The organism is Streptomyces sp. NPDC047043 (assembly GCF_040644055.1).
Lineage (GTDB): Bacteria > Actinomycetota > Actinomycetes > Streptomycetales > Streptomycetaceae > Streptomyces.
The window spans coordinates 1-16,740 of record NZ_JBEYVO010000076.1; the positions used below are offsets into that span (position 1 = coordinate 1).

15 protein-coding genes are annotated in these 16,740 nt (G+C 71.6%); 5 read left to right on the forward strand and 10 right to left on the reverse strand.

The window, feature by feature from the left end; translation table 11 throughout:
- The coding region (locus tag ABZ880_RS53865; RefSeq protein WP_361279250.1) for a helix-turn-helix domain-containing protein at positions 1-426 on the reverse strand (426 nt) is incomplete at its 3' end.
- A 322-nt stretch (positions 427-748) separates the two neighbouring features.
- On the opposite strand from ABZ880_RS53865, the gene ABZ880_RS53870 reads away from it, so the two are divergent.
- A complete protein-coding gene (locus ABZ880_RS53870; protein ID WP_361279220.1) occupies positions 749-1,204 on the forward strand; it encodes a DUF1569 domain-containing protein in 456 nt (151 codons plus the stop codon).
- Positions 1,205-1,544: 340 nt separating this feature from the next.
- Here the strand turns inward: ABZ880_RS53870 and dmpG are convergent, their stop codons facing one another.
- The 9 genes from dmpG to ABZ880_RS53915 form a co-directional block, all read right to left on the reverse strand.
- The gene (gene dmpG / locus ABZ880_RS53875) at positions 1,545-2,576 is read right to left on the reverse strand and encodes a 4-hydroxy-2-oxovalerate aldolase (RefSeq protein ID WP_361279222.1); all 1,032 of its coding nucleotides are present in this window, start codon (positions 2,574-2,576) and stop codon (positions 1,545-1,547) included.
- On the reverse strand, positions 2,573-3,526 hold the full coding sequence (locus ABZ880_RS53880) for an acetaldehyde dehydrogenase (acetylating) (RefSeq protein WP_361279224.1): 954 nt from the start codon (positions 3,524-3,526) through the stop codon (positions 2,573-2,575). Before ABZ880_RS53880 ends, dmpG begins: the two co-directional genes overlap by 4 nt.
- Positions 3,527-3,534: 8 nt before the next feature.
- Positions 3,535-4,362 (reverse strand): fumarylacetoacetate hydrolase family protein, encoded by an 828-nt coding sequence (locus tag ABZ880_RS53885; protein ID WP_361279226.1) that lies wholly within the window; start codon positions 4,360-4,362, stop codon positions 3,535-3,537.
- 390 nt (positions 4,363-4,752) lie between these two features.
- Positions 4,753-5,112 carry a ferredoxin gene (fdxA, locus tag ABZ880_RS53890; RefSeq protein WP_361279228.1) on the reverse strand — a complete coding sequence of 120 codons (360 nt, stop codon included), beginning with the start codon at positions 5,110-5,112 and terminating at the stop codon, positions 4,753-4,755.
- Positions 5,100-6,488: an FAD-dependent oxidoreductase gene (locus ABZ880_RS53895; RefSeq protein ID WP_361279230.1), complete on the reverse strand. Its 1,389-nt coding sequence runs from the start codon at positions 6,486-6,488 to the stop codon at positions 5,100-5,102. The genes fdxA and ABZ880_RS53895 overlap by 13 nt, the downstream gene beginning before the upstream one ends.
- Positions 6,485-7,699, reverse strand: coding sequence for a cytochrome P450 (locus tag ABZ880_RS53900; protein ID WP_361279232.1), 1,215 nt, complete (start codon positions 7,697-7,699; stop codon positions 6,485-6,487). The genes ABZ880_RS53895 and ABZ880_RS53900 overlap by 4 nt, the downstream gene beginning before the upstream one ends.
- 103 nt (positions 7,700-7,802) lie before the next feature.
- Positions 7,803-8,021 carry a ferredoxin gene (locus ABZ880_RS53905; protein WP_361279234.1) on the reverse strand — a complete coding sequence of 73 codons (219 nt, stop codon included), beginning with the start codon at positions 8,019-8,021 and terminating at the stop codon, positions 7,803-7,805.
- A gap of 63 nt (positions 8,022-8,084) precedes the next feature.
- A complete protein-coding gene (locus tag ABZ880_RS53910) occupies positions 8,085-8,981 on the reverse strand; it encodes an SDR family NAD(P)-dependent oxidoreductase (RefSeq protein WP_361279237.1) in 897 nt (298 codons plus the stop codon).
- A gap of 305 nt (positions 8,982-9,286) precedes the next feature.
- The gene (locus ABZ880_RS53915) at positions 9,287-10,183 is read right to left on the reverse strand and encodes an SMP-30/gluconolactonase/LRE family protein (RefSeq protein ID WP_361279239.1); all 897 of its coding nucleotides are present in this window, start codon (positions 10,181-10,183) and stop codon (positions 9,287-9,289) included.
- A gap of 558 nt (positions 10,184-10,741) precedes the next feature.
- Here ABZ880_RS53915 and ABZ880_RS53920 point away from each other — a divergent pair.
- The 4 genes from ABZ880_RS53920 to ABZ880_RS53935 all read left to right on the forward strand — a co-directional run bounded on the left by ABZ880_RS53920 (position 10,742) and on the right by ABZ880_RS53935 (position 16,040).
- Positions 10,742-11,233, forward strand: a complete 492-nt coding sequence (locus tag ABZ880_RS53920; protein ID WP_361279241.1) for a MarR family transcriptional regulator — start codon at positions 10,742-10,744, stop codon at positions 11,231-11,233.
- 253 nt (positions 11,234-11,486) lie between these two features.
- Entirely contained in the window at positions 11,487-15,275 is a 3,789-nt protein-coding gene (locus ABZ880_RS53925; protein WP_361279244.1) for a hypothetical protein, read from the forward strand.
- A 390-nt stretch (positions 15,276-15,665) separates the two neighbouring features.
- Entirely contained in the window at positions 15,666-15,800 is a 135-nt protein-coding gene (locus tag ABZ880_RS53930) for a hypothetical protein (protein WP_361279246.1), read from the forward strand.
- 36 nt (positions 15,801-15,836) lie between these two features.
- Positions 15,837-16,040 carry a hypothetical protein gene (locus ABZ880_RS53935; protein ID WP_361279248.1) on the forward strand — a complete coding sequence of 68 codons (204 nt, stop codon included), beginning with the start codon at positions 15,837-15,839 and terminating at the stop codon, positions 16,038-16,040.
- Positions 16,041-16,740 lie beyond the last annotated feature (700 nt).

Genomic DNA, 16,740 nt, shown 5'->3' on the forward strand with positions numbered 1-16,740 from the left:
CGGTGTCAGCCCGGCGAGCATGGCCTTGCCGAGTGCCGTGCAGTGGGCGGGCGCGCGCCCGCCCACTCGGGACGGCACGTCGACCGCGGACCGGCCGCCGACTTTGTCCAGGTAGTAGATCTCGGTGTCCTCCAGGACCGCGAGGTGCACCACCATCCCGGTACGGACGGCGAGTTGATGGAGCGCGGGAGCGGCGGCGGCCCGCAGCGCGCTGTGGCCGGTGTCCCGGCCGCCGAGACCGAGGGCCCGGGGACCGAGCCGGTAACCCGTCGTCATGTGCTCCAGCCAGCCCACGCCCACGAGTTGGTCGAGGATACGGTGCGAGGTGGAGCGTGGCAGGCCCGTGCGGCCGGTGACGTCCTCCAGACTCAGATGGGCGTACGGACGGTCGAAGAGATCCATGATCAGGGTGATCCGCTCGACCATGGACGGGGGCAGCGGCTCCCGCTCAAGGGTGGACCCGGCAATCCTGCTCAGCGCTGAGTTCATGCCAGCACCTCTCGCCGAAACTAGAATGAAATCTAATTTTGACGCTAGCAGTGGCTCGGCCGGGTTGGAAGATGTCCGACGGACAGTATTCTGTGGGAATCCGACTCTCCACGGAATCACGGTCGGCCCGGCGGCGCGCCCTCGATTCCGACGGGGTGTCCCACGGCGGTCGCCCTGGACGGGGTCGCCCCTGAGCCGGACATCGGAGCATGGCCGGTGGCCGGTCGGCGCGCCATGGCGGGGTGGAAGAATCCGCCCCATGAGAACCATCCTCGAGGAACTGGCCGGACGCGCTCAGGAGTATGTCGCGAAAGAGGGTTCCGAGTCGGAGGCCCTGGCTGCCGACTCCGCCTGGAACCTCTCACAGACCTTGCAGCACTGCGCCCAGACGATCCGTTACTCGGTGACGGGATATCCCCGCCTGAAGCCGACCCTGTTCCGGGCGACGGTCGGAGTCCTGGCGAAGCGGGTGTTCCTGAGCCGTGGCCGGATGCGCCATCCCCTCGACGCGGTGATTGACGGTGCTCCGCCACTGGACCCGAACCTGTCTCTGTCGGCAGCCGTCGGACATCTCACGGACGCCGTCACCCGGTTCACCACCCACACCGGGGCGCTCCGCGAGCATCCGACCTACGGACACTGCACCCACGAGCAGTTCACACGTCTGCACGCCATGCATCTCGTGGAGCATCTGCCCGGCCTGGCACGGGGCTGAACACGGCGAGCTCCGATCCTCCGGCCCTCGCGCCGGCCGAGGAGGCGACGGCGGCAGCCCCGGTTGTCCGGCCGGATCCCGGGGCCACTGGCTGAGCATCCGAGCCCTGGGGCGAGCGGCCCGTCCGGCCCGTGGGCGTCTCTCCACAAGCGCAGGTCCGTGGTGCGCCTCCCGAACGAGGACAACGCGCCGACGCGGCCGGGCCGTTGTGACGCCGACGGTCGGCTCGGCCGCTGAAACGGTCCGGTCACCGGCGACTTGGTGAGCATGTGCGAACGACGCGGGCGGGAGGAGCACCCCGCAGTGCCCCTCCCGCCCCCCGCCCGGCGAACCGCCGGTCTCACCCCCCGTGTCGCGCCCCACCGAGGTCGAGCGCGATGTCGACGATCATGTCCTCCTGGCCGCCGACCAGCCCCCGCCGCCCGACCTCCACGAGGATGTCCCGGGCGTCCAGCCCGTACCGTGCGGCGGCGGCCTCGGCGTGGCGCAGGAAGCTGGAGTAGGCGCCCGCGTACCCGAGGGTGAGTGTCTCCCGGTCCACCCGGACGGGACGGTCCTGCAGCGGCCGTACGATGTCGTCGGCGGCGTCCTGCAGGGCGAACAGGTCGCAGTCGTGCTTCCAGCCGTGCAGGTTCGCGACGGCGACGAAGGCCTCGATGGGGCAGTTGCCGGCTCCCGCACCCTGTCCGGCCAGGGAGGCGTCGACGCGGATCGCCCCCTCCTCCACCGCGATCACCGAGTTGGCGACGGACAGGGAGAGGTTCTCGTGCGCGTGGATGCCGATCTGGGTCCGCTCGTCCAGGACGTCGCGGTAGGCGCGGACGCGGTCGCGGACGGCCTGCATGGTGAGGCGCCCGCCAGAGTCGGTGACGTACACGCAGTGGGCGCCGTACGACTCCATCAGGACGGCCTGGCGGGCCAGTTCGTCCGGCGGTGCCATGTGGGCCATCATCAGGAAGCCGGAGACGTCCATGCCCAGTTCGCGGGCCGTGGCGATGTGCTGGGCCGACACGTCGGCCTCCGTGCAGTGGGTGGCGATGCGCACCGAGCGCACACCGAGCGCGTAGGCCTCCTTGAGCTCGGCGATGGTGCCGATGCCGGGCAGCAGCAGGGTGGTGAGGACCGCGCGGTCGAGCGCGTCCGCGGCCGCCTCGATCCACTCCCAGTCGCTGTGGCTGCCGGGGCCGTAGTTGAGGCTGCCGCCGGCCAGTCCGTCGCCGTGGGCCACTTCGATGGCATCCACGCCGGCGGCGTCGAGGGCGCGCACGATGCGGGCGACGTCGGCGGGGTCGATGCGGTGCCGGATGGCGTGCATGCCGTCCCGCAGGGTGACGTCCTGGACGTAGAGGCGGGGCGGGGCGGTGTCGGTCATCGGGAGGTCACCTCGGTCAGGACGCGCTCGGCGAATCGCTCGGCGACGCGGAGGGCGGCGGAGGTCATGATGTCGAGATTGCCGGCGTAGGCGGGCAGGTAGTGGGCGGCGCCCTCGACCTCCAGGAAGACGGAGACCTTGGTGGTCACCTCGGGCGCGCCCGATGGCAGCAGGGTGTGCACCGGCTCGTCCGGCGCCAGGCGGGTGAACTGGACGTCCTGCTTGAGCCGGTAGCCCGGCACGTACTCGGCGACGGTCGCCACCATGGCGGCGACCGAGTCGGCGACCTCCTGCTCGTCCACGTCACCGGTCAGGCAGTAGACGGTGTCCCGCATGATGAGGGGCGGTTCGGCCGGGTTGAGCACGATGACGGCCTTGCCGCGCAGGGCGCCGCCGACGGAGGCGATGGCCGCGGAGGTGGTCTCCGTGAACTCGTCGATGTTGGCGCGGGTGCCGGGGCCCGCCGAGCGGGAGGCGATCGAGGCGACGATCTCGGCGTAGGCGACCGGGGTGACCCGGCTGACCGCGTGCACGATGGGGATGGTCGCCTGGCCGCCGCAGGTCACCATGTTGAGGTTCGTCGCGGACTTCTCGACGTGTTCGTCCAGGTTGACGGGCGGGACGACGTAGGGCCCGACGGCGGCAGGGGTGAGGTCCACCAGGAACTTGCCGTACGGGGCGAGCCGCTTGGCGTTCTCCACGTGGGCCTTGGCGGAGGTGGCGTCGAAGACGACCGCGATGTCCTCGAAGCCCTCCATGGCTATCAGGCCCTCGACCCCCTCGGCGGTCGTGGGCACCTTGAGCCGACGGGCGCGGGCGAGGCCGTCCGACTCCGGGTCGATGCCCACGAGGGCGGCCATCTCCAGACTGTCCGACAGCCGCAGGACTTTGATCATCAGGTCGGTGCCGATGTTGCCGGACCCGATGACGGCGACCTTGGTCTTCTTCACCCTCGACCTCACTTCGTGCCGGTGAACGTGGCGGATACGGAGCCGAGCCCGGAGATCTCGGCGTGCACGACGGCTCCGGGGCCGACCGGCACCAGGGGGCCGAGCGCCCCCGAGAGCACGACCTGCCCGGCACGCAGCGGCTCCCCGAACTCGCGGGCGGCACGCGCGAGCCAGAGCAGGGCTTCCAGCGGGTCCCCGAGACACGCGGCTCCGTTGCCCGTCGACGCCTCGCTTCCGTCGAGGGTCATCGTCATGGTGGCGTCGCGGGGCTCGAAGCCGTCGAGGGTCACCTGCTCGGCGCCCAGGACGAACAGGCCCGAGGAGGCGTTGTCGGCGACGGTGTCCGTGATCGTGATGTCCCAGCCGGCAATGCGGCTGTCCACGATCTCCAGAGCGGCCCGGGCATGGTCGACGGCACCGCGCACCCGCTTCAGGTCCAGGTCCGCCGCGTCCAGGTCCTCGCCGAGGACGAAGGCGATCTCGGCCTCGACCCGGGGTTGCAGGAGCCGCGCGCTGGGCACGGCCGTGGCCCGACCCGACATGTCCATGTCTTCGAACAGGATCCCGAAGTCCGGCCGGTCCACGCCCAGCTGCCGCTGTACGGCCGCCGAGGTGAGCCCGATCTTGCGGCCCACCACGCGCGCGCCGAGGTCCAGCTTCCGCTGCGCCAGCCGCTGCTGCACCTCGTAGGCAGCCGCGATGTCCGTCGTTCCGAGCAGGTCACGGACCGGAGCGCACGGGCTGCGCTCCGTCCCCGCTCGGGACAGCCGTGAGGCCGCCGCGGCCACCGCGGCGGCCCTGTTCACTGCCGTCCCTCCGTGAGCTCGCTCTGCCATCCGTGCCACTTCCTCACTGTGTCGGGAACCGCCCCCGGGGTGGGAACGTCCAGTTCCACGCGGCCGACAGTAATCACGGTCCGACGGGACGGACCACGAGTAGTTCCGCTCAGTGGACCCGCGGCACAAATCGGGACGCAGAGCCCGTGGCCCGGCTGGGGCGCGGAGGCAGGAGTCCCGGGCGACGCGCGTCGGCACGCGGTCCCGCGCCGTCGGTCCTGATCATCGTTGCCGTGGTTCCGGAACCGGTGTGCGGGTTCCTTCGCAAGGGACCGCGGGCGCGACGACGTACTTCGGCCCGGGTGATCCGACCGAAGGCCCGACGGTTCACGACGAGTCGCCTGAGCGCGGGAAGGCGACGGTCCGGACCGAGGGCACGGCGCCCGCCGGTCATGACGACGGCCCGCGCCGCCCGCTCGGCAGCGACGCGACGTACGGCGTGTCCGCCCCGATGGGGCCCAGGTCACGCGCGCCGCCGGGTGCCGGCCCGAGGGGGACGGCCCGTCCCGGCAGCGGCCGGGTGAAGAAGGCCTCGTTGTCGGCGACCGCCCAGCGCAGTGCGTCGGGTACGTCGTCCTCTATGTAGATGGCCTCCACCGGGCAGAGCGGTTCGCAGGCACCGCAGTCGATGCACTCGGCCGGGTTGATGTACAGCTTGCGGTCGCCCTCGTAGATGCAGTCGACGGGGCAGACGGACGTACAGGTCCGGTCCTTGACGTCGACGCAGGCGTCGCCGATCAGGAAGGCCATGGCAGTTCCTCTGAGTCCACTGGTACGGGGTGGGGTGTGCGGCCGAGCCGCAGCAGCGTCGGCCAGTCGGCGATCTTCGTGCGGTCCCGGCCGCGTGTCGCGCCCAGTTCCTGCTCGGCGGAGTCGATGCGGGCCCAGCCGGACAGGCCGACCGGGCGGATTCCCCGGCCGATCAACAGGCCGGTCAGGTCCGGAAGTTGACGCACCGGCAGCCCGTCCAGGTCGTCGAGGAGTAGGGCCACCGTCTGCGCGGAGTCGAGTTTGTTGGTGCCGATCACACCGCTCGGCCCGCGTTTGAGCCAGCCGGTGACGTACTCCCCCGGGCACGGCACTCCCTCCGGGTCGAGTACGCGTCCGCCGTCGTTGGGCACGACACCGCGGGCGGTGTCGAAGGGCACCGTGTCCAGCGGAAGCCCCCGGTAGCCGATCGCGCGGAGCACGCCGCCGAGGGGGAGGGTGGAGAGTTCGGCGGTGCCCTCCGACGTGCCGTCGGGTCCGCCGTGGGTACCTTCTGTCAGCAGTCCCGTCACCCGGTGCCCACCCAGCACCCGGCGCGGGCGGGTGAAGAAGCGCAGTTCGATGCGGCGCGGCGCGCCGAGCGGTGGGCGCGCCGCCAGGTCGGCCAGAGCGCGGAGGGTGGCCTGGGTGGTCCGGTCCGCGTCCGTGCTCTCCGATCCGGCGAGCTGCCGTGGGTCGACGATGACGTCCACCCCGTCCACCTCGCCCAGTTCCCGCAGCTCCTTGGGCGTGAAACGCGCGTGCCGCGGTCCGCGCCTGGCGAGCACCACCACCTCGCGCACCGCGCTGTCGCGCAGCGCGGCGAGCACCGCCTCCGGCATGTCCGTGCGCTCCAGGTCCGCGACCCGCCGGGTGAGGACGCGCGCCACGTCGAGCGCCACGTTTCCGGCGCCGACCACGGCCACGCGCTCCGTGTCGAGCGCCAGCGGCGGACGCGCGTCCGGGTGACCGCTGTACCAGGACACGAACGCGCTCGCGGAGCAGCTCCCGGGAAGGTCCTCGCCGGGGACCCCGAGGCGGCGGTCGCCGGCGGCCCCGGCCGCGTAGACCACCGCGTCGTAGCGTTCGAGCAGATCGCGCCGTGTGAGGTCCGTCCCCAGTTCGACCCCGCCATGGAAGGCGACCCGCGGATCGTCCAGCACCTTACGGAGCGAGCCGGTGATCGACTTGATCCGGGAATGGTCCGGGGCGACGCCGTAGCGCACCAGGCCGTACGGCGTCGGCAGCCGATCCAGTACGTCGACGCGTACGTCGTGACGGTTCTGCCGGATCAGTTCCTCGGCCGCGTAGAGCCCGGCGGGCCCGGCGCCGACGACCGCCACGCGTCGCGCCGGGGACTGCGGGGACAGGTGGCTCACCAGGCCACGGGCAGGCTGCTGACGCCGCCGGTCAGGGTCTCGGTGATTTCGACCGCCTCACCCGTCAGCCGCAGGCCCGGCAGCCGGCGGAAGACGCCGGCCAGGGCCACCTGCATCTCCATCCGTGCCAGCGGCGCCCCCAGACAGTGGTGCAGGCCGTGGCTGAGTGTCAGGTGCGGGTTGGGCTTGCGGGTGATGTCGAAGGCGTCCGGGCCGTCGAAGGCGTTCTCATCGTGGTTGGCCGCCGTGATGTCCACGAGCACGCACTCGCCCTTGCGGATCAGCTGACCGTCGATCTCCACGTCCTCGCTCGCCAGGTGCGGCGGCAGGCCCCCGCCGCCGCCGACGGGGCGCCCCTGCACGAATCCTCCGTGGCGGAGGGTCTCCTCGACCAGGGTGGGCGTGATGGTGTCGATGTCCGTCAGCAACAGCTTCAGGTGGTCGGGGTTGTGCAGCATCGTGGTCACACCGAGCGTGATGAAGTTGGCGGTGTTGTCGAAACCCGCGACCAGGACCAGCATGGCGATAGGGAGGATCTCGTCGTCGGTGAGCGAGTCGTCCTTCTGCTCGGCCACGGCCAGCATGCTGAGCAGGTCGTCCCGCGGCTCGGCACGCCGTCGCGCGATGAGCTCGGCGAGGTAGCCGTACAGCTCGATGCTGTTCTGCATGGTCTGCTCCTCCGTCATCCCGGAGACCGCGAGCAGGGCGTGGGACCAGCCGATGAACCTGTCCCGGTCCTCCTCCGGGACGCCGATCAGCTCGCACAGCACCCGGATGGGGAACGGGATGGCGAACTCCTGGGCGAAGTCGCCCTCCTGGCGTCCGCCCGCGGTCATGCGGTCGAGCAGGGCGTCGGCCATCTCCTGCGAACGCAGGCGGAGTTGCTCGACCCGGCGAGCGGTGAACGCACGAGCGACCAGACGGCGCAGCCGGGTGTGCTCCGGCGGGTCGGACCACTGGAGGGTGCCCAGCAGGAACGGCGGGAACTGGACGAAGTACGGTACCTCGCGCTCACGGAAGGGCTGGCGGACGAACCGGCGGTCCTCCAGCATCCGCTTGGCGGCGGCGTGCCGGTGGATCACCCACGCGTCACCCCCGAACGGCATGATCACCTTGGTCATCGGCCGGTCCGCGCGCACCTTGCGGAAAGCCTCCAGGGCCTCCTCGGGCGGCAGGGGCGGGAACGGAAAGGGCGCGGTCTCACTGGTCATCGCGTGTCTCCCTCGACAGCGGCGGATGCGGATGGACGTACGAAAGCCGGACGTGCGAAAGGCAAGGTGCCGAAAGGCACGTACCGACGGGGGCTGTGCCGGCTCAGTCGACGAGTTCGCCCGCCCCGTCACGGACGAGGACGGCCGCGCCGGGACACAGGACGACCACGTCCCTCAACTCGTCGGCGGGTTCGACGCGTTCGGCGAGGGGGCGGGACCTGCCGTTCTCGACGGCGAAGTGCAGGGGGGCGACGGAGGCGCAGACGCCGGAGCCGATGCATGCCTCCCCGTCGACCTCCACCGTCCATGTGTCGTCGGCCATGGGTTTCCCTCCTGGGCTGCGAGTTCGAGCCGTACGGCGTGACGTTCCGGGTCTGACGCGGGGTCAGGGCTGCGTCTGGGGCAGCATCAGCTCGACGAGCTGGGCGCCGTCGGTGCCGAGGATCTCCCCGATCCGCTCGGCCACGGTTTCCGGGGTGAGCTCCGGGTTCACGATGCCCGGGGTGTTGACCATGACCATGCGGTTCACCAGCCCGCCCGCGACGTTGAAGACCTCGCCGGTGACGGCGCAGCTCTCGTGCGCCAGGTAGGCCGCGACCGGCGAGACGAGCTCGGGCGGCATGCTGGTCATCATGTACTCGAGCATCCCCTCCGGCAGGGTGTCGCCGGTGAGTTCGACCATGCGCGTGCCGGCGCCGGGGGCCACCGCGTTGACCTTGATCCCGACGGCGTGGCCGGCCACGGCGAGGTTGCGGGTCAGGCCGTAGACCGCGCCCTTGGCGGAGCCGTAGTGGACCATGTCGGGCACGCCGAGCAAGGACGCCGAGACGGTGTTGACGATGCGTCCGTTCCCCGACGCCACCAGGTGCGGCCAGGCGGCGCGGGAGACGAGGAGGCTGCCGAGGTAGTGCACGTCCAGGTACTTCTGGTACGTCTGCGGGGAGGTCTCACCGAAGGGGGCGGGCCGGAAGATGCCGGCGTTGTTGATCACGGCGTCGAGCCGGCCGAAGGCGTCGAGCGCGGTCCGCACGATCGCCGCGGCTCCCTCCTCGGTGGCCACGGACTCCGTCGAGGCCACGGCGGTGCCGCCCGCCTCGGCGATCTCCTTGACCACCTGCTCGGCGGGCGCGGCCGACGGGTTCGCGCCGTCGGGGTCGCCGCCGGGGTCGCAGACGACGACGGACGCGCCACGGGCGGCGAGCAGGTGGGCGTGCGCGCGGCCGATGCCGCGTCCGGCGCCGGTGACGACGACCGCGCCTCCGGTGAAGTCGAGTGGTGCCATGTCAGTACCTCGTCGTTCTCGTCGTTGAGCCGGGGTGGTTGACAGCGCGGGGGGGGTGGTGCCCATGGGCGGGGCGCAGAGCACCGTCGGACGACGGCGCCGGGGCGGTGGAGTCCGGCACGCCGGAGGGCGGGCCGGCAGCCGATGGAAGGAGAGTGGCCGATGGCGGGAAGGTGGCCGCTGGAGGGAAGGTGGCCCCTGACTCCGGGACGGCGAGCCCCGGGCGGTGGAGCGGGTGCCGCCGGTCGGCGGGTTCCGTGGCGGGTGGGCATGGGGTGCTCCGCCGGTTCCGGAGACCGGTCGGGTCAGGGGCGGGTGGTGCCGCCGGGCACGTCGACCCGGGCGGTCCAGATCGAGCCGCGGCCCTCGGTGCGGGACTTCTCTCGGTCGAAGACCTCCACACCGCAGGTGATGAACAGCGTCCTGCGGTCGGCGCCCCCGAGCGCGCAGGCGACACCCATGCCCGCCTGCTCGGCCGGAAGGTCGACGGAGGCCACGGCCGGACCGCCTTCGAGAACCCGCAGCACACCGCTGATCGGGGACGCCCCCCAGACCGCGCCCTCCTCGTCGACGCACATCCCGTCCATCATGATCTGGCCGTCGAAGAACGTACGGCGGGCCCCGAGCGAGCCGTCGTCCTTGATCTCCAGCGCGGTCAGCCGCAGGCCGTCGACCTCGGCGGTGATCAGCGTCCGGCCGTCCGCCGTGATGCCCATGCCGTTGGCGCCGTCGAAGACGCCGCCCTCCTCGGCGACCCGTGGGGTGCCGTCCGGCTCCACGACCAGCAGTGGCGCCTTGGCCGCGCTCTCGCCGGCGAAGAGGTTGTAGCCGAGCTGGCTGATGTAGGCCCGGCCCTGTGCGTCGACCACCATGTCGTTGATCGGGCTGACCGCAAGACCGCGCAGGTCGGCGTAGACCTCCGTGGTGCTGCCGTCGTGGACCAGGACGACCTGCTCCCACATGGAGTTGACGAGGATTCGGCCGTCCGGCAGGAAGCCGGTGCCGACGCACACGACCTCCTCGTCGACCAGGCTCTTGCGGTCGTTCAGGTCGAGGTAGACGTCGGCCTCACCGTTCTCGGTGACGGTGACGACGCGGTGGTTGTACATGTCGGAGAAGTAGAAGCGCCCGTCGTGCCAGCGCGGACACTCGGTCCAGCTGTAGCCGGTGGTCAGCTGCCGGGCCTCGTGGATCCGGGTCATACGCACCTCCGTGAGGTTTCGTGGGCTCGCTCCCGGACGGGGTCCGCGCCGTCAGGGTGTACTGGGGTCGTGGTCGGCCAGCGCATGCCGGGCCGTCGGCTGCCCAGAAGTCGGGCAGCCGCCCGGGACGGCGTACGGGTCTCCTCGGGTGTCGCCCGCGGGGAACCGCAACCGGGCGTCAGCCGGAGCGGCAGCACTTGCCCGGGGCTGCGGTCAGGGCACACGAAGGCTCCCTCGTCCAGGGGATGTTGGCAGAATCCGCACACGGGGTGCGTGCTGGCTGCGCGACGACAGAACGGTCGGCGGCGCGACGGACGGACACGGCTCGCCCCGATCGCGGCCACGGGGGCAAGCCGCCATTTACTGTCCTGTGGACAGTAAACCCGCCCCGCATCGAGAGCAAGGGATCGTTCGGGATCAGTCCGCCCGAGGCGGGGCCACGGCCGGGGACGGGACGGGGACGGCTGTACCGCCGGGCGGTGCGATGAGATCATGACGGTGACGGCTGCCCCGGTGGGCGAGGATCGACACAGGGGCCGGCAGGAAGGACGAGCGCATATGGCGCGAGCGACACCGGGCGACGCCGTGACCACATCGGAGGTGGCCGGACTGACCGCGCTTCACGACTCCTTCGCCAACATCCTGAGCCGCTGGGCGGCGGCCGGAATCCAGGAGGTCATCATCGAGCGCGCGGGGGCGGGCATCGATCCGGCGTCGATGACGGTGCTCAACGTCCTGATGCGCGCGGGCGGTTCGGCGCGGCCCTCCCACGTGGCACAGCAGACCGGAACCGGCGCCTCCAACGTGAGCAAGGTACTGGCCCGCATGGAAGCCCGAGGGCTCGTCGAGCGAGGGACCGACGACGGCGATCAGCGGGCCGTGAGCATTACGGTGACCGCTGCCGGCCGCCGCACCCACCAGGCCGTCGTGGACACGTCGATCTCCATGCTCGGCGAAGTACTGCACGACTGGTCGCACGACGACATCGAGCTGTTCGGCGCGCTGCTCGCACGCTACGCAACGGCGCTTCAGAACTCCGTCTTCGGGTGAATTCGCGGGTGACCCCCAGGCGGTTGTGACTCCCCCCGGGCGGCAACTCCCACCGCCCGGGCGGCCGGCGCCCGGCCCGCCGGAGGTGGCTCTCCGCTCACCGTAGATCGACAGCGTCGAAGCAGGCCGCACGGCAGAACTATTCATCCCATCTTCTACGCTCCTGCCGGCCGAGGCGACGGTTGTCTGACGTAGGTTTGCCCCGTTCAGGGCTTTGCCCTCCCATCTGTGGTTGTGCGGAGGTAGTTCCACCATGGGCCGACCCGAGAGACCGCTGAACCCGACCGCCGGTCCGGTCCAGCTGCTCGCCCACGAGCTGCGCGAGCTGCGCCGGGCCGCAGGCGGTCCCGCCTATCGGACCATGGCCGAGGCGACGGGGGTCTCGGCGACAGCGCTGTCGCAGGCGGCGGCAGGTGAGCGGCTTCCTTCGCTCTCAGTGCTCGCGGCGTATGTGCGTGCCTGCGACGGCGACCACGGCGAGTGGGAGAGCCGGTGGAAGGAGGCACGGGCCGCTGTGGACGGCGAGCGCGCCGAGGCGCGGGCGGCCGTGCGGGACGGGACCCCGTCTCCGTACCGGGGCCTCGCCCGCTTCGAGCCAGACGACCAGGCACTGTTCTTCGGCCGGGACCGGATGGTCGAGGAGCTGAGGAAGCTCGTCTGCGAGCATCCGCTCGGCGTACTGGTCGGGGCCTCCGGCAGCGGCAAGTCCTCGCTCCTGAGAGCCGGACTGATACCCCGGCTGCGCGAGGAGGCAGGCCGTCGTTCCCGTCCCACCGTCCTGCGCATCCTCACCCCGGGTCCGCGTCCCGCCGCCACGTACGCGGACCTCCTGGTCCCGGCCAGGGACACACCGGACTGCTGGGTGGTGGTGGACCAGTTCGAGGAGGTCTTCACCCTCTGCCACGACGCCGTCGAGCGGGACCGCTTCATCGACCTGCTGTTGGGCGCCCGTGAGGCGGAAGGCCGGCTGCGCGTGCTGATCTCCGTCCGCGCCGACTTCTACGCACGCTGCGCCGAGCACCGGGGGCTCGCCGAAGCCCTGCGCGGTGCCGGGCTCCTGCTCGGGCCCATGAGCGCGGGCGAACTGCGGGAGACTGTGACGGGACCGGCGCTGGCAACGGGGCTGATCGTGGAGCGGGAGCTGACCGAACGGATCGTCGCCGACGTCCACGACCAGCCCGGCGCCCTGCCCTTGCTCTCCCACGCACTGCTGGAGACCTGGCACCGCCGTAAGGGCTGCCTGCTGACGCTCGCCGGCTACGAGACGGCCGGTGGGGTGCGTGGCGCGATCGCGGCCAGCGCCGAGTCGGTGTACGGGCAGCTCTCGTTCCAGGAGGCCGAGACGGCTCGGCATCTGCTGCTCCGGATGGTCGAGCCCGGCCAGGGCACCGCCGACTCCCGGCGCCCGCTCACCCGTGCCGAACTGGACGAATGGGCCGCCCCCCATGCACCCGTGGTGGTGGAACGGCTGGCCCGGGCCCGGCTCGTCACCGTCGACGAGGACGCCGTCCAGGTCGCCCACGAGGCCCTGCTGACCTCATGGCCCCGGCTGCACGGCTGGATCGAGGCGGAGCGGGAGCGGCTGCGCCACCATCGGCAGCTGGCCGACGCCGTCCGTCTCTGGGTGGAACACGACCACGACTCCGGCACCTTGTACCGGGGCACCCGCCTCGCCCGCACCGAGGAGATGTTTCCCGGCCCGGACCAGGACCGGTCCCTGAGCGAGCCGGAGCGGGCCTTTCTGCGAGCCTCCGTGCTCACCCGGAACGCCGAACACCGGACAGCCGCCCGCACCGTCCGCCGCTCTCGCCTGCTGACCTGCGCGTTGTCCGCGGTACTCGCGGTGTCCATGGCCGTCGGCCTGACCGCGTGGCAGGAGCACGACGACAACCGGCGGCGGCGCTCCGAGGACGCGGCACGCCGTATCGCCGACACCGCCGACGCCCTGCGGACGACGGACCCTCGCACAGCCCTCCTTCTGGGCGCCGCGGCCTGGCGTGCGGCCCATCTCCCCGAGACCCGCCGGGCCCTGCTCGGCTCCCTCTTCCAGCCCGAGCGGGACGCCTTCACCGACCCGGGCCCCGGTTCCGATGACACCGCGGCCCGGTTCCTCCTGGCGGGCGGCCGCACGCTGCTCACCGCCGAAGGAGACACCTGGCACACCTGGGACGTACCCAGCCACCGCCCGCTCAGCGAGGGCCATCTGCCGACCGGCTCCTCCGTCGTCGCGGCCGTCGGCCCCCGTACCCTCGCGGTCCGTGTCGGAGAACACCAACACCTGTGGGACACACTCACCGGGCGGTGGACAGGCGGAGCGGCCTCCGTACCGTTCACCGCGTCGATCGATCTCACCGGCGACGGCCGGGCCTACCTCACCCAGGACGGCGACCGAGTGCGACTCCGCGCGGTCGCCGACGGCAGAACCCTCTTCGAGACCACGGCGGACCCGTCGGTCGCCGCCGAGACGAGTTCCGACGGCGCGCTCGTCGCCACGTGCTCCGCCGGACGGGCCCCCCGGTTGTGGGACACCGCCACCGGCCGCGCGGTGCCGGGTGGTTGGCAGCAGGTCCCCCACGTCTGCAGCGGTGCCCAGTCGCGGTTCGTCATCGGCCCCCACCACCGTTTCGCCGTGGTCACGGACCGGGACGTGACCGTCTGGGACACCCGGTCGGGGCGTCGGCTCGCCGAACTGGCAGAGCCCGGGGCGACCTGGGTGTCCGTCAGCGGCGACGGGAAGTTCCTGGCGGCCGTCAGTCATGACGAGATCCATGTGTGGCGACTCGCGTTCCCGGATGCGCAGGTCTTCCGTCACCCGCTGGACGGCCAACGTCCGTACGACGGCGGGCCTTTCTGGGACCCGGACGGCCGAACCCTCCGTTATCTGGAAGGCGGCACCGTGCACACCCTCGACCTCGGCGCCGCCGTCACGCCCTCGTGGCGCTCCACCCAGCCGGCCGCCGAACTGCTGAGCCCCGACGGCCGTACCTACGCCACCGCCGAACGAACGGGCTCCGGCTATGTCTTCACACTGCGGGCCATCGCCGGCGACCACCGAACGCGCACCCTGGTCGCGGCGGACGCACCCGGCCTCCGCGACCCGTCGGCCCCGGTCCCGCCCGGGGAGACCGCGCCGCTGATGGCATTCGGACCGGACGGGAAGACCTTCGCGTACGGCGTCTCCGCCCCCGGCCGGGACCTGGCCTCTCAGCCGCTGAGACTGTGGGACCTGGCCCACGACCGTGCCCTGAGCACGCTGAACCTGTCGGGGCCTTCGGCGCTGAGCATCGCTCTGGGTCCCGGCGGGCACATCCTGCTCGCCGTCCGTCCGGAGGCGTCCGCAGGGCTGCGGGACGAAGTGTGGGACGTGGCCGGCCACCGCAGGACGGCCCTGCTGAACGACATGACGAGCGGCCTGGCCGCGGTCCGTCCCGACGGCCGGCTCTTCGTCGGCGACGGCCGGACAGTCGCATTTCCCCCGCGCTCCCCATCCCGCCCGAATGGCTTCGCGGTCCCGACCCGAGTCGTACGCAAGACCCTGGTGCAGGGCGACGGTTCGGGAGCGATGGGATTCGCGGCCAACGGCTCGCTGTTCGCGGCGGGCGACCGGACCGGCCGCGTCGCGCTCTGGGACGCGGGACTTGAACACCGTGCGGCAGTGTTGCGCAATACGTTTCCGGCTCCGTTGGACGACAATCCGGAGGGAGTGACCGCGGTGGCGGTCAGCCCGGACGGCGCAACACTCGCGATCGGCGGTGACGCCGGGTCCGTCCAACTCTGGGACGTGGCCACCCGACAACCTCTGGGCGGCCTGCTCCCCACGCCCGGCGACGGCATTGCGTCCCTCGCCTTCTCCCCCGACGGCAGCACTCTGTACGCGGCCTCCCCCCACGTTCCGCTCCAGATCTACCCCATCGGCGCCGCACACGCACTGACCGAGGTCTGCGCCCGTGGCCGGGGAGCGGTCCTGACCCGGGCCGAGTGGCGCTCCCAGGTGCAGGACGTGCCGTACCTGCGCGTCTGCGCGGGGACGCGGTCCGGCTGAGGTGACGACACGGGGCGCCTCGGCGTCGAACAGGTGACCGGGGCCCACCGAACCATTACGTACAGGTCACAGAGTTGATTGCCCACGAGGGCAGAGGATGTCGATCAACTCCCGACGCGCAATCGTGGTCCTCGCCCACCTGGGTCACCGGCGTCGGCTCTCCCCCGGGCACCCGGTGACCGGGCACGAACGGCCCCCGACGGACACTCCCCCTGCGCCGCCGGGGGCCGCTCATGGACTGGACTCCGCAACACCCGCGGTTTCACCTCACACGGAATTGCCCGATCACTCCGGATCCGCCGCATTTCATGATCTCCAGGAAATATCGAACTCTCGCGTTATACGCGGCACTGAGAGGAAATCCGGCCACCCCTTTTCCAGGAGTAATTCATGACATTCGCGCGCCACGGAACCAGTTTCGCGCACCAGCTCCTCGTCGGCGCCCAGCCGACCACCAGGCAGATGCTGGACGGTGGCGGCTGGGCGGACGTGTACGACTGCCACCCTCAGAACCACGGGACATAGGGTGCGGCCCTCCTGGAGTGAGTTCGCTGATCAGGCGTGGGGTTCGTGATCGTGCTGGTCAGACGACGGATGGAGGTGTCGGCGCTCCCCGTGGGTGCGGAAGTCCATCACGTGCGGGAATCCGCCGTTGCCCATGGCGGCGCTGAGGGCGAGGACGGCTTCGGCACCGGAGACAATGCTCCGGCTTCGCCGCTAACGCCGGCGATCGACCGGCCGGCCTCGATGGCGTTGCTGTGGTAGTGCCAGGCGATCGTGCTCTCCAGGCAGCGGCGGACGTTGTCCGCGACGCTCGGAGCGTCTCCGGCCAGGTACCCTACGGCCCCGGCACCGAACGAAGTTCCGGTAGCCGGGCCGGTGGCGGTGCGGCACCGCGAGGCAGCTCTCGGTTCCTCCGTCCCGCGGACCGTGGTGAGAGCGATGTGGATCGCAACGACTCGGGGTGCCTCGGCCTGGGCGAAGGCGGGGGCGACACGGCCGGTGTCGCCTCCGACCGTGACGGTATGCCATTTCGCGCGGGCTGTGCGGCCCGGCCGTGGGGTGCGCCGTGTGGACCGGCCGCCGGGCGGGGCGATGACGTCACGTGGACGGCGCGGGCCGGGTTCGGCGTCGTGGACGACCACGAGGGTGGCCTGCCGGCCGAGCGGATCAAGAGTGGCCGGTGCGGCCTCCTCCCGGCGGGCGGGCAGGTCGAACTGCTCCTGAGTGAACAGCTGGGCCGACTCTCCTGCCCCGCACTTCCCCCTACAACCGCTCATGCGAAAGGCACAGCGATCTCGGGACATTAGGGAAGTCAGTGCGCTGCGGCTTCTCCCCCTCCCCGGATGGAACCGGGCTCGTCTGGGGTGCACACGTACCCGCCCGGCGACATGCGTCGCCGGGCGGGTGTGGTGGCGTGTCAGCCTGTGGCCGTTTCAGCAGCGGTCGGACGAGGTGACCGCAC